Raw genomic sequence first — 13,210 nt, 5'->3', positions numbered from 1 at the left:
TATCTTTTTAGTGCCCTCGGATTGGGTCATAGTGTCTGTCCATCCTCTATCTGCAGCATTGCTCTTGTGCCAATGGTCCGTGGGGGACGGAGGAAAAGGGATCATTTTCCGAAACCTTTCCGCAACAATTTGCCCTTCGCGCCGCTCGACTCCGCTCGCAACGTCCCCTGCGCTACACTTAGTCGCACTGTGGCGCTGCCGCGCCGCGCCCGAAACAAGGGAGACCCTCATGAAGAATACTCAGCTGCTGCTGATTAACGATATGTGCGGCTACGGCAAGGTCGCGCTTTCCGCCATGCTGCCGGTGCTGTCGCACATGGGCTATCGCATCCACAACCTGCCGACGGCCCTCGTTTCCGATACGCTCAACTACCCCAAGTTCTACATCCACGACACCACGGAGTATGTCCGCCAGAGCCTCGCCATCTGGGAGGAGCTCGGCTTTGAGTTCGACGCCATCTCGACCGGCTTTATCGTGACCGAGGAAGAGACGCGCATCATCTCGGACTTTTGCCACCGCCGCGCGCAAAAGGGCACCAAGGTGTTCGTCGACCCCATCATGGGCGACAACGGCAAGCTCTACGCTGGCGTGCCCGAGTCCACGATCGGCCTCATGCGCAGCCTGCTCGAGTGCGCCGACTACGCGGTGCCCAACTACACCGAGGCATGTCTGCTCACCGATACGCCCATTGCCGAGCAAATCACGCCGGATGAGGGCCGCGCTCTTGTGGATGCTGTGCGTGCCCTGGGCGCCAAGTCGGTGGTCGTTACGAGCGCCGTAGTCAATGGTACGAACGCGGTTATCGGTTACGACCATGTAGCGGGGGAGTACTTCACGATTCCCTTCGACCTGATCCCGGTCTATTTCCCGGGCACGGGCGACACGTTCTCGGCGGTGCTCGTCGGCCGCGTTATGGCCGGTTGGAGCCTGCAACGCGCGACGAGCGATGCCATGCGCGTGGTGGCCGAGCTTATCGAGCGCAATGCCGACCAAGAGGACAAGTCAGCCGGTCTTCCCATCGAGGCCTGCCTGGACGTGATCGACCATGAGTAACGCTGGCGAGAACGGCATCAAGCCTGCGGGCGAGAACAAGCCGCTCGGCGCGCCGCGTGGCAAGCGGCCGCGTATCCGCGTGAGCTGCGTGGACCAGCTGGGGACGTGCCGCTGCCACCATGGTCACAAGCCGGGCGACGTCTTTGACTTTGACCGAGACCGCGGCAAGATGTGCGCCATGGCCTGTCACGTGGGCTTTCCCTATATTGATATCCTGCGCTATGGCGGAACCGTGCCTGGCAACGAGTCTGGTACGGCAAAGTTCTGCTGCCCCGAGGTCGACACCCTCAACGTCTGGCTTGCCGAGATCGTCGACGAGTAGCCGAGCGAGGATTTTCTCCCATTGAAACATCGAGCGTGGATTTTCTCCCGTTTTGGGCGCGATTGAACGCTCGAAGTGGGAGAAAATCCACGCTCGATTTGTATATGGGAATCATGAGCTCGCTTATGCTTAGGCGCTCTCGTCTATATTCTGTATGCGAGTAAGGTCAAATTTCTGCATTTCATCCGATTTCGCTACTAATAATTTCTGCATTTCATTTATCGTGGCGAAGGGAGAGCTTATGTTGCGCAGGAAAATCGCAGACGAGCTTAATCGTTGGCAGAGATCCATCGAACGAAAGGCGCTGTTCGTCACGGGTTCTCGCCAAATCGGCAAGAGCTACTCGATTCGCGAATTCGGTAAGTCAAACTACGCAGCCTATATCGAGCTCAATCTCGCGGAAAACCGCCAGGCAAGGGACGCTCTGCTCGAGGCGCGAGATGCCGATGATTTCATTAACAGGGTGACGCTTCTTTCGGGAAAGCCGATAGCACCGGGCAAAACGCTCGTGTTTATCGATGAGGTCCAAGAGGCCCCCGACATCATGACGATGGCAAAGTTCCTTGTTGAGGACGGGGGGTGCCGCTGGGCGTTTTCGGGGTCAATGCTCGGGACCCAGTTCAAGGGCGTCAGGTCTTATCCCGTGGGGTATGTCCATGAGCTCAGGATGTTCCCGCTGGATTTTGAGGAGTTCAGCTGGGCAATCGGGGTGAGCGAAGAGGCGCGGCGCTCGATTTGCGATGCGTGCCGCAACGAGACGCCGGTTCCTGGTTATATTCACGACGCAATGATGGCAAACTTCAGGACCTATATCGTCGTCGGCGGTATGCCGGAGATCGTGCAGCGCTTTCTCGACACGCAGGGTGATCTGGCATCTGTCCGCCAGCTCCAGTCCGAGCTGAACGGGCAATACCGTCGGGATATCTCGAAATACGCGAACGGGCGCACGCTCCAGGTGCAGAGTATCTTCGACCAGCTTCCTGTCATGCTGGAGGGCGAGAACAAGCGTTTTGTGCTCAACTCGATCGACCCCAAGGCCCATTTCGAGAAGTACCAGCGCGACTTCGTCTGGCTCGTCGATGCCGGCGTCGCCCTCAAGACCGATATCGTAACCGAGCCAAAGTTCCCGCTGCTTAAGACAGCGCGACCGTCCCAGTTCAAACTGTACCAGTCCGATACCGGGATGCTGATGGCCCGTTATCCCATCGGGGTCGCCCAAGCGGCGTACCTCGACAGCAAGGAGCCCAACCTCGGCGGCGTGTACGAAAAGTGGTGGCTCAACAGCTGGCTGCCCAGGGAAGGGGGCTGTATTACTACCAGACCAAGAAACGGGGCGAGGTCGATTTCGTTATCGACGGCCCGGATGGAACGGCCGTGCCCATCGAGGTTAAATCGGGGACGTATTACCATGCGCACGCCGCGTTGGGCCATGTGCTTGAAACGGCCGAGTATGGCGTAAAGCGCGGGATTGTTTTCTCGAGAGGCAACGTTGAGCGCGACGGCGCCGTTCTCTATCTGCCTCTGTATGCGACTTGGACCCTTTCGGATGTTTTGAGCGACTTCCGTGCCGAGGGGATAAAGCTGGAGGTCAAACCTGTCTAGGGTCAGTCCCGAATGCGACAAGGGGACAGTCCCTTTGTCGCACTGAGATCGTCGACGAGTAGCCGAGCGAGGATTTTCTCCCTCCGCGATAATGAGCGTGGATTTTCTCCCGTTTTAAGTGCGCTTGAATGCTCAAAGTGGGAGATAATCCACGCTCGATTTATGCTGATAGCGCGGTTCGCGCGCTCGCGAACCTACAGCTGCTCGAGCAGTGCGGTGCAGCCGGCAAGTACGTCGCGGTAAGTGGCATCGAAATTGCCGGTGTACCACGGGTCGGCCACATCGCCGGGGCGATCGGTCCAATCGAGCAGGCGTGAGATCTTGCCATCGGGGTCTTTGCCAAAGATGCGGCGCAGGCCGCGGGCGTTCTCGTTGTCCATATAGACCATGTGGTCCCAGTCGCTATACTCCGCGCGGCGTACCTGACGCGCGCGATGTGCGACAACGGGAATCCCGACCTCGGCAAGCTTGGCAACAGTGCCGTGATGCGGCGGGTTGCCAATCTCCTCGGTCGAGGTGGCGGCGGAGTCAATGACAAATTCGTCCTCGCGCTCGGCGCGGCGCACGAGCTCGGTAAACACCGACTCAGCCATCGTCGAGCGGCAGATATTGCCATAGCAGATAAACAGTACGCGTTGCATGCGCGGTTCCTTTCGATCGCCATCATCGAGCTCGAGTATCGCATCTGCGCTTACGCCCTCGCCCGCTTGCGCTCCCAGCGAGCCAGCTTAATCGTCACCAGCGTAAGCGCCCAGGCCACAAGCGAGAACGCGGCACCAACCGCGCCAACGTAGGCAATGCCAACGCTGCTCACCACGGCGCCGCCCACTGCGGTGCCAAACGAAATGCCGACGTTAAACGCCATGGGTTCTACCGAGCTCGCGAGTACCATCGATTTGGGATGGCGGCTGCGTGCCACGTCCATAAAGTGTGTGATGCACGAGACTGAGAACAGGTACATGAGCAGCGCCAAGCTAAAGACAAAGACCAGCGCGAGCGGCATGGTGCCGCCCACGGCAAACAGCCCGAGCAACGCCGCAGCCTGCAGCACAAACGTCACAAGCAGTGCCTTCATGCCAAAACGTGCGTCGATCCATCCGCCCAGGATGTTCGAGATCAGGCAGAACACGCCGTAGGCCATAAGCGTGGTGCTCGCCTGAACAGTGCCCATACCCAGCACCTGCTCAAGATAAGGCGTAACGTAGCCGTAGAATACATAGACCGAGCCCACGCCAAACAAAAAGATAAGCATGCCGGTGATGATGCTCGGTTCGCGTAGCAGACCCGCCTGCTCGCGGAAGGTAGCGGGTTCGTCGGTCTGTCCGGCGCGCGGCATAAACGCCACGAGCGCTCCGCAGATCAAAACGGCAAAGGTCAGCGTACCGTACATGGCCACGTGCCAATCGAGCGTGTCGGCCACAAACTTGCCGATCGAAGTGACAAAGACCATCGCCACGGAAAACGCGCCGTACACGACCGAGATGGCAAGCGAAGTTTGCTGCGGGGACAGCAGCTCGGGGATGTACGTCACGCCCACGGCGAGCAGCGCGCCCGAGACGGATCCCAGGACAATGCGCGAGATAAAGAGCACCTGGAAGTTGGGCGCCAACGCCATGACCAGGTTGCCGAGCACAAAGATAATGCTGTAGCACACGAGCAGCTGGTAACGACGGAAGCGCCCCGTGCTGAGCGCAAGCACCGGCGTCGCGATGGCGTAGACCAGTGCAAAAACGCTGATGAGCTGGCCCGCAGCGGCAAGCGATATGCCGAGTTCCGTCGCCAAGTCACTTTCGATGCCGATGACCACGAACTCGGAGCAGCCGAGCGAGAATCCCAGCAGCACGAGCAGCGCCAGGCAGAGCCTGGTGCGCGCGGGGGAGAGCGCGGCGGCGGTTGACTTACTTTTAGGCGTGGTTGCGGCGGTCAAGGTTGTCACTCCAATGTCGCATGAATAAGCGGGATTCAATCCCTGCAACTCTAACAGAATGTGTCAGGTGCCTGCCTCCTTTGTCGCAGGCTGCGCTTGCCTGTATAGTCGCAATACAGGCGAAGATGGTCTCAGGTACATTGCGGGCGACAGGAGATCCCATGGGTATGCACACGACAAAGGTTGTAGTGGGCGAGGGCAAGTTTGCGCTCGAGGCCCAGTTGACGGTGACGCCGCGAGGCATGGCGGTGTACGCCTGCTCGCCGGAGTTTGCGCACCTGGGCGCCACGGCGCAGGCCATTCCTCGCCCCGAGCCCGGCCGTACGGCGACGGTGAGCATCCTGGCCGTTCCGTGCCATCGAGACGAAATTCCGGCGCACGATATTGCGGCGGCGCTGGCCACGCGCTTTGGCGTGCCGGTAGTTGCAAGCACGGGTTTTCATGTGGAGAACGCGACCGCGGACGACTTGCGGCGCATGCTCGATACCACCAAGGAACTCATCGCCGCGCTCGAGGAGGCCGCAGCCCGCATTCTGCGCGCCGGCTGGGATGAGGGCGGCGCAGGCGCCGAGGTCGTGGCGGTCGATGCCGCGACCGGCGAGGCGCTTGGCCCCGTCGACCGCATCGAGGCCCATACCGGCGAGGGAATCCTGCATCAGGCATTTCTGACGCTTCTGGTCGAGGGCCAGGGCGAAGACGCGCGCCTGCTGCTCTGTCGTCGCAGTCCGCTCAAACGCCTGTGGGGCGGGGTGCTGGCCGATGGCTGTGCCGGCCATCCGCTCCCCGGGGAAGACGTCGCGGCCGCCACGGCACGTCGCATCAACGAAGAGCTTGGCATCACGCGCGAGCCCGATCAGCTCAAGCACCTCGGACACGTGGTGTACCGCGAGGACCACGGCGACGGCCGCTGCGAGTGCGAATGGTGCGAGGTGTTCGTAGCCCATGTTGAGCCGGGCGAGCTGCATATCAACCAAGAGGAGATCTCGGAGGTGCGCCCGGTCGCCCCGCCCGAGCTCGACGGCTACCTGCGGGGTCGCCCCGAGCAGCTGGCCCCCTGGCTCCGCGAGGCCCTCAGCGACCCATCCATCCGTACGGATCTCGCTATGTGAAACAAAAGACAGTCCCTTTGCCACATCCAAACCGTCACAACATTTGATGAAAATCTCGAAAACGAGGAAAAGCGTCGAATGTTGTGACGCTTTTTGTCCAGAGGATCGCTTCTCATCCAAAAATCCCGCTTGACTGTATTGCCACAACACAGCGCAACGTAAGGGGTGTCCGATAACGGGCGCCCCTTTTTAAGTGGCAACGTGGCCGCGAATCCGGAGCGCCCCCAACAAGAAAGGTGGGGAGATGGAAGCGGAAAAGAAGGCGTTTAAGATCACCAAGCGCGAAATTGGCTTTGTGCTGGGTATCGTTGTCTTTTTGCTGGTGAAGTTTCTTCCTTTGGCGGAGCTGAGCTCGACGGTCGAGCTCACGGTCGGTGGCCAGACCTGTCTGGCACTGACGCTCGCCACGGTGGTGTTCTGGGCATGTGGCGTGGCGCAGCCGGGCTTTGTGGGCCTGCTCTACTGCGCGCTGCTCGTTCTGTTCAAGGTGTGCGTGGACGACACGGGCGCCGCGAGCATCTCGGCGACGGTCGCCTCTACGTTTAGCTCGTGGACCAAGGCCACCATGTGGCTGGTCATCGGCGCCTATCTCATTGCCAGCGCGGTCAAGGAGTCGGGCCTGGGCGAGCGCATCGCCTATGCGTTCATGCTCAAGTTCGTGCGCGACGCCAAGTCGCTCATCATCTCGATCTTCGCGCTCACCTTTGTGCTGTCGCTGCTGATCCCGCATCCGTTCCCCCGCGCTTTCCTCATCCTCGCCGTCGTCTCGGTCATCGCCGAGTCCGCCGGCTACGGTGACGACGACCGCGGCAAGCTCGGCTTCCTTGTGTTTGCCGCTGCCGCTCCGGGCTCCATGTTCTTCCTGACGGGCGATTCCACACTCAACCCGCTCGTTGCGCAGTACAGCGCCGAGGCCGGCGGCATGAGCCCGTCGTTTGTCGATTGGTTCCTCTACATGAGCGTGCCTATGCTGGTCGCGCTGCTGTGCACCCTGTTCCTGGGCCTCTTCCTCTTTAAGCCCAGCAAGGAGCTCGTCTACGATCGAGAGCAGATCGTGGCTAAGCAGGCCGCGCTCGGCAAGCTCTCCGTCAAGGAGATTCGCACCATCGTGTGGCTTGTCATCGCCATCGCGCTGTGGCTCACCGTCTCGGGCGATTACATCGGCTGGGTCACCCTGGCCATCGGCGTCTGTCTCGCCATGCCCATCATCGGCGAGGTTCTCACCCCCGCTAGCTGGAGCGCCGTCGACATCAAGTCCCTCATGTTCCTGACGGCCGCCATGGCCGTGGGCTCCGTGGGCGGTGCCACCGGTATGAACGCCTGGATCGCCGATGTTGTGCTTCCCAGCTCCGTGCCCGAGAACATCTTCCTGTTCGCCCTGCTTGTCGCCGCGCTCTCCATGATCATCCACATGTTCATGGGCTCGGTCATGGCCGTGCTCGGTGTGTGCGTGCCGGCGTTCATCAGCTTCGCGGCCGGCTCCAGCGTAAGCCCGCTTGCCGTGGCGCTCATCGTCTTCACGTCCATCAACATCCACTACATCCTGCCGTTCCACAACCTGCCGATCCTTATCGGCGAGGGCAAGGACGCCGGCGGCTACACCTCCAAAGAGGCCATGCGCATGGGCATTCCCCTCACTGCGGTCGTCTTTATCGTCGTGCTGGTCGAGGCCGCCTGGTTCCATCTCTTTGGCCTGATGTAAACGGTCGAGTGCTTGGCTGTAATTAGCCGAGTGCTTGAACTGCGAGTGCCCGAGCGCCCCATCCATGAGCGCCGTGGCCCCACTACGTTCCCCAGCCCGGCGGCACTCCCGCCGCCGGGCACTCTCCCGAAAGGAGCACGCTATGTCCACTACCGATGCTTCCCAGATCCACGACCTGCGCTCCGCGCTCGACTTTTTGCGCGAGATGCCGGGCCAGCTGCTCGAGACCGACACCCAGGTCGACCCGGACGCCGAGGTCTCGGGTGTCTATCGTCACGTCGGCGCCGGCGGCACCGTTATGCGTCCGACCAAAGAGGGTCCGGCGATGGTCTTCAACAACGTCAAGGGCTTTGACGATGCCAAGGTCTGCATCGGCATGCTTGCCAGCCGCAAGCGCGTTGCCGCCCTGCTCGACCTGGACGAGGAGCACCTGGGCCTCGAGATCGGCAAGCGCTTCGAGAACCTGATCGCGCCCGAGCAGATCGCCGAGGGTGCGCACGTCGACTGCCAGGAGGTCGTGTACAAGGCGACCGACGAGGGCTTTGACCTGCGCAAGATCGTTCCCGCCCCCACCAACACGCCCGTCGACGGCGGCCCCTACATCACCATGGGTCTCGCCTATGGTACGAGCCCCGACGGCTCCCAGTCCGACGTGACCATCCACCGCTTCTCCTGCGTCGACAAGGACAAGCTCGCCATGTGGATTACCCCCGGCAGCCGTCACCTGGGCGCGTTCTTTGACGAGTACTGCCAGCGCGGCGAGGACATGCCCATCTCCATCTCTATCGGCCTGGACCCCGCCGTGTACATGTGCTGCGGCTTCGAGGCTCCCACCACGCCGCTCGGCTTCAACGAGCTTCAGATCGCCGGCGCCCTGCGCGGCCACGCCGTCGAGCTTGCCGACTGCGTCACCGTTCCGCAGAAGTGCATCGCCAATGCCGAGTACGTGCTCGAGGGCTACCTCATGCACGACGAGACCATCAACGAGGACGTCAACGGCCACGGCTACGCCATGCCCGAGTTCCCCGGCTACACCGGCGGCGCCAAGGTCTGCCCGATGATCAAGATCACCGCCGTCACCACGCGCGTCAATCCCATCATGGAGAGCTGCATCGGTCCTTCGCACGAGCACGTTTCCATGGTGGGCATCCCCACCGAGGCTTCCATCTACAAGATGGTCGAGACCGCTATCCCGGGCCGCCTGCTCAACGTTCACGCCGCCCCCTGCGGCGGCGGCAAGTTCGTTGCCATCATGCAGTTCAAGAAGTCGAGCAAAAATGACGAGGGCCGTCAGCGCAACGCCGCCATGCTCGCCTTCTCGGCATTTTCCGAGCTCAAGCACGTCATCCTTGTTGACGAGGATGTCGATATCTTCGATATGAGCGACGTGATGTGGGCCATGACCACGCGCTTCCAGGCCGACGTCGACCTCATCACCATCCCCGGCTGCCACTGCCACGTGCTCGACCCGTCCAACGATCCCGCGTTCGACCCCACGATCCGCGAGCACGGCATCGCCTGCAAGGCCATCTTCGACTGCACGGTCCCGTTCAACCTCAAGAAGAGCTTCATCCGCTCGCAGTTCATGGAGATCGACAAGGACAAGTGGGCTAGGGAGATTGCGGCGTTTTAACAAACGCCGCACCGGTCGACGCTGCGCCCGCGCCTGGCGGACAATCTGCCCCTCAGCTGCGAAGGCATGGGCATAAGCCCTATGCCTTCTTGTTTCGGGGCACCTTGTCTCGCCAGGCGCGCGCTCGCTGACATTGCCCGACCTATAGCCGCCATTTTGTTGTTGCTGGTAAGCCCTACCAAGTAGTCAAGGAGTTGTCATGCCTGAGTCTTCTGTTCGTCCCCGTCGCATTGTCGTTGGCGTTTCTGGTTCCAGCGGCGCTGCGCTGGGCCTCGAGTGTCTCAAGTGCCTGCGTCAGGCCGGTGCCGAGTCGGCGCTTGTCGTCACGCGTGGGGGAGAGATCACCATCGAGCAGGAGCTCGGCATGACGCTCGACGAGTTTGCCGCGCATGCCGATGTGGTCTACGACAACAAGAACATCGGCGCCGCCATCGCAAGCGGCACCTATCCGGTCGATGGCATGATCGTGGCCCCGTGCTCCATGAAGACGCTCGCCGGCATCGCAAGCGGCTACAGCGAAAACCTGCTGCTGCGTGCGGCCGACGTGCAGATGAAAGAGCAGCGCCGCCTGGTGCTCATGGTGCGCGAGACGCCCTTCAGCGCCATTCACGTCGACAACATGGCGCGTCTGGCGCGCGTACCGGGCGTCATGCTCATGCCGCCCATGCTCACGTTTTACAACGGCCCCGCCACGCTCGACGACGCGGTGCATCACATCGCCGCCAAGGCGCTCGAGGCCGTCGGCGTGTCATGCGCAAACTATAAGCGCTGGTCATAGGCGTCTTTAGGGTAGGATACGAATAGTGTTTAAGCCCGCTGCCCCTGTGGGCGGCGGGCTTTGGTGTGTCGGGAGGATCTATGCAGACGGGCATGTATGCGATCAGCGAGATGGCGAGCTTGTTTAACGTTTCGCGCCAAACGCTCATCTACTACGACAAGATCGGCCTGTTTAAGCCCGCCGTGGTTAACGAAAAAGGCTACCGTTTCTATTCGCCCACGCAGATCCCGCTCATGCGGCTGATCTGCATGCTGCGTGACCCGGGGCTCGAGCTCGACGAGATCGACCGTCTGACCTCGACGTTCGACATTGGCGAGATGACCGATCACCTGCGCTCGCGGGTGCAGGCGCTCGACAAGCAGATTGCCGGCCTCAAATCCGAGCGCGCGAGCGTGCAGGAGCGGCTGAGTTTTTACGACGAGGCGGTTTATTGGCGCGAGCGCGAGGGCAAACCGGAGCTCAAGCAGTTCGAGCGCCGCTTCGTGGTCTTTGAGGAGTTTCCGGGCGATATTGAGCGTGGCCGCTCAATGCTTCACCCCACGCTCATGCGGGCCATCCTGCGCATGCGTACGTTGACGGGCACGCGCCCCATGCGCGGCTGGGGTGCCATGCTGCGTCGCGAGGCGCTGCATTCCGACGACCCTATTGCCGGCGCCGGCTCCTTTGCCGTGCTGCCGCGCGGTGCCGAGGAGCTGCTGCCGAGCGACGCTGCCGAGCTGGCAGAGATCGGCATCGAAGTGCTGCCCGAGGGCACATACCTGTGCATGAGCCGCTGGGGCATGCCGTACGAGCCCGAAGGCATCCGCGCCATTGTGGCCTGCATGGACGAGCACGCGCTCCAGCCCGTTGGCAACGCCTTCGACTTTTGCTACCTCGATACCACGAGCTATGACGAGTCCCACCAAGAGGACTTCTGCTGCATCCAAATCCCCGTCGCCCTCCAGATGTGACAAAGGGACAGTCCCTTTGTCACATCCGAATAGCATCGCAAGCTTGTTTTGAAGCGGAGGAGGGTCGCTCATTTCTTATAAACTTGCAAAATCTGCAAGTTTATAAGTTTTCACGTCTGGCCGTGTGACAAAGGGATAGTCCCTTTGTCACATTCCATGCGAGCCGCCGTGCCATCTGGGGGTATAAGGCTGGCAAGTGTTAATTTGCGAGGCTTAAGGGGCGCCCCGTATGGATATCGATAACTTTGAATGGTGGTATAGCGAGGGCGAGGCTCCGGACGAAGAGTGGGACGAGCCCGCTCCGTGTGACGTGTCGAGCGACGAGGACGAGGTCGGCAATGACGCCGGTGTCGAGCCTGAAGCCGCCTCCGATGCCGCCGAGCCCCTGACCTTTGAGCAGGCTTGGGCCCAAGCCGAGGCCGATGAGGCTAAGGCCGATGCCACGGCCACACTCGGTGAGCCGGCGGACATGTCCATCTCGCCGGCCAAGACCCCGCAGCCGCGCCATAACATCGACCCCGGCAGCACGGCATCCTTCAGCATACTCGACGTGCCCGCGCAGGGTGCCCAGGCGCCCGCCCCCACGCATCGCCCCAACCTGGCTCGCGAGGAAGACGCGGCCCGCCGCTCACCACTCGGCCCCATCCTCATCGCCTTCATGGCCGGCGTCATCGCTTGCTCGGCAATTGGAAACGTCTGGAGCCATGTTGAACAACAGCGCAAAGACGCCGCCAAGGTCGAGATGTCCGTCGAGCAATCGCTCAGCCGCACGCGCTCGGTGCATGTGTCGGTCGAGGTTAAGGACGGCGCGACGTGGGATACCGCGCGCGGCGATAGCCAAATGCTCGTCCATATCGTGGGCCGCACGCTCAGGGGACAAGCAATCGACGAGTATCAATACGTCAATTCCGAAGGTGACGGTATCGAGCTCAAGCCCGGCGACTACGAGCTCACGGTTGATGAGCCGCCCGTCGCCACCGACGGCACGCGTTACCGCGCCTCAAAGCGCATGGTTCCGGTGAGTTTTAATTCACGGGCGCCCGATACGGTCGATAGCACGCCGCAGGGCGGGTTTGACCTTTACGCTATTGCTCAATAACTGCGCCTGACGCTCAACCCCGCCGCCAAGAGTGGGACAATAGCCCTCGATACTGTTGTTTATTTTTGGAGGAAGTAGCATGTCCACCGTCACTACCATCAAGCGCGGCGGCCTCACCGCGGCCATCGATTCCATGGGTGCCCAGCTCACGAGCCTTGCCCTCAACGGCAACGAGTATCTGTGGCAGGGCGACCCGGCCTTTTGGGGCAAGCACGCGCCCATTCTGTTCCCCATCGTGGGCTCGCTGCGCAACAACACTGCGACGTCTGCGGCCGGTACCTGCGAGATGCCGCGCCACGGACTCGCGCGCATCGTCGGGCACAAGCTGGTCGAGGTCTCCGAGGACGGCTCGTCCGTCACCTACGAGATCACCGACACGCCCGAGTCGCTCAAGGCTTTCCCCTTCCACTTTAAGCTCAGCATGACCTATGCCCTAACCGGCGACGCCACGCTCACGCAGACCTTTGCCGTTATGAACACCGGCGACGTGGACCTGCCGTTCTCGGTGGGCGGCCACCCTGCATTTAACGTGCCCGCCCCCGGTGCCGAGGACGAGGCATTCGAGGATTACGAGCTGGCGTTTACCGAGGCTTGGACCAACGAGGCCCCCATCATCACGCCCGATGGCCTCATGACGTTTGAGGGTAGCTACAAGGCCCCCGATAACTCTGACGTGCTGCCCATCACGCACCGTAGCTTCGATAACGACGCCATCATGTTCACCGATACCCCGGGCTCCACGCTCACGCTGCGCGGTCGCAAGTCGGGCCACGGCGTCAAGATCGACTTTGAGGGCTTTAAGTACATTGGCGTGTGGTCTGCCGCCAACGACGCCCCGTTTGTGGCGCTTGAGCCTTGGACCGGCCACACCACCATGGACACCGAGGACGACGTCTTTGAGCACAAGGTCAACACCATTGCGCTGGCGCCGGGCGAGACAGACGTCCGCAGCTTTAGCGTCACCTTGCTCTAGAGGTTCCGCCGTTCTAGCGAACGGCGGACCGGTCGACGCTGCGCCCTTAGGTTCCGCCGTT

12 protein-coding genes and 1 pseudogene are annotated in these 13,210 nt (G+C 61.5%); 11 read left to right on the top strand and 2 right to left on the bottom strand.

What is annotated here, in order from left to right:
• The first annotated feature begins 229 nt into the window (after window positions 1–229).
• From DWY03_RS08370 to DWY03_RS10350, 4 genes and pseudogenes are all read left to right on the top strand, one after another.
• Window positions 230–1,054, top strand: a complete 825-nt coding sequence (locus DWY03_RS08370) for a PfkB family carbohydrate kinase (protein WP_117840438.1) — start codon at window positions 230–232, stop codon at window positions 1,052–1,054.
• Window positions 1,047–1,376, top strand: a complete 330-nt coding sequence (locus tag DWY03_RS08365; RefSeq protein WP_117840437.1) for a TIGR04076 family protein — start codon at window positions 1,047–1,049, stop codon at window positions 1,374–1,376. The genes DWY03_RS08370 and DWY03_RS08365 overlap by 8 nt, the downstream gene beginning before the upstream one ends.
• A 154-nt stretch (window positions 1,377–1,530) precedes the next feature.
• A pseudogene (locus DWY03_RS10355) lies at window positions 1,531–2,058 on the top strand (AAA family ATPase); the annotation flags it as partial.
• Between the two features lie 587 nt (window positions 2,059–2,645).
• The gene (locus tag DWY03_RS10350; protein WP_370446052.1) at window positions 2,646–2,978 is read left to right on the top strand and encodes a DUF4143 domain-containing protein; all 333 of its coding nucleotides are present in this window, start codon (window positions 2,646–2,648) and stop codon (window positions 2,976–2,978) included.
• Between the two features lie 194 nt (window positions 2,979–3,172).
• Here DWY03_RS10350 and DWY03_RS08355 read toward each other — a convergent pair whose 3' ends face one another.
• Entirely contained in the window at window positions 3,173–3,619 is a 447-nt protein-coding gene (locus DWY03_RS08355) for a low molecular weight protein-tyrosine-phosphatase (RefSeq protein ID WP_117840436.1), read from the bottom strand.
• 50 nt (window positions 3,620–3,669) lie between these two features.
• Window positions 3,670–4,914 (bottom strand): MFS transporter, encoded by a 1,245-nt coding sequence (locus DWY03_RS08350; RefSeq protein ID WP_231500816.1) that lies wholly within the window; start codon window positions 4,912–4,914, stop codon window positions 3,670–3,672.
• 152 nt (window positions 4,915–5,066) lie between these two features.
• Here DWY03_RS08350 and DWY03_RS08345 point away from each other — a divergent pair, with 152 nt between their 5' ends.
• From DWY03_RS08345 to DWY03_RS08315, 7 genes are all read left to right on the top strand, one after another.
• A complete protein-coding gene (locus DWY03_RS08345) occupies window positions 5,067–6,014 on the top strand; it encodes an isopentenyl-diphosphate delta-isomerase (RefSeq protein WP_158558642.1) in 948 nt (315 codons plus the stop codon).
• A 244-nt stretch (window positions 6,015–6,258) separates the two neighbouring features.
• On the top strand, window positions 6,259–7,716 hold the full coding sequence (locus tag DWY03_RS08340; RefSeq protein ID WP_197032820.1) for an SLC13 family permease: 1,458 nt from the start codon (window positions 6,259–6,261) through the stop codon (window positions 7,714–7,716).
• Window positions 7,717–7,858: 142 nt separating this feature from the next.
• Complete coding sequence (locus DWY03_RS08335; RefSeq protein ID WP_117840434.1) at window positions 7,859–9,349, top strand: UbiD family decarboxylase; 1,491 nt, start codon at window positions 7,859–7,861, stop codon at window positions 9,347–9,349.
• Window positions 9,350–9,548: 199 nt separating this feature from the next.
• The gene (locus DWY03_RS08330) at window positions 9,549–10,127 is read left to right on the top strand and encodes a UbiX family flavin prenyltransferase (protein WP_117840433.1); all 579 of its coding nucleotides are present in this window, start codon (window positions 9,549–9,551) and stop codon (window positions 10,125–10,127) included.
• Between the two features lie 80 nt (window positions 10,128–10,207).
• On the top strand, window positions 10,208–11,077 hold the full coding sequence (locus DWY03_RS10155; protein ID WP_197032819.1) for a MerR family transcriptional regulator: 870 nt from the start codon (window positions 10,208–10,210) through the stop codon (window positions 11,075–11,077).
• A 229-nt stretch (window positions 11,078–11,306) separates the two neighbouring features.
• Entirely contained in the window at window positions 11,307–12,176 is an 870-nt protein-coding gene (locus DWY03_RS08320) for a hypothetical protein (RefSeq protein ID WP_117736608.1), read from the top strand.
• Window positions 12,177–12,255: 79 nt separating this feature from the next.
• Window positions 12,256–13,149 (top strand): aldose 1-epimerase family protein, encoded by an 894-nt coding sequence (locus tag DWY03_RS08315; protein WP_117840432.1) that lies wholly within the window; start codon window positions 12,256–12,258, stop codon window positions 13,147–13,149.
• Window positions 13,150–13,210: the final 61 nt, after the last annotated feature.

The sequence above is a fragment of the Collinsella sp. AF23-2 genome, assembly GCF_003459245.1.
Classification (GTDB): domain Bacteria; phylum Actinomycetota; class Coriobacteriia; order Coriobacteriales; family Coriobacteriaceae; genus Collinsella.
Note: the sequence above shows the minus strand (reverse complement) of the source record. Positions and strands in the feature narration are given on the sequence as shown.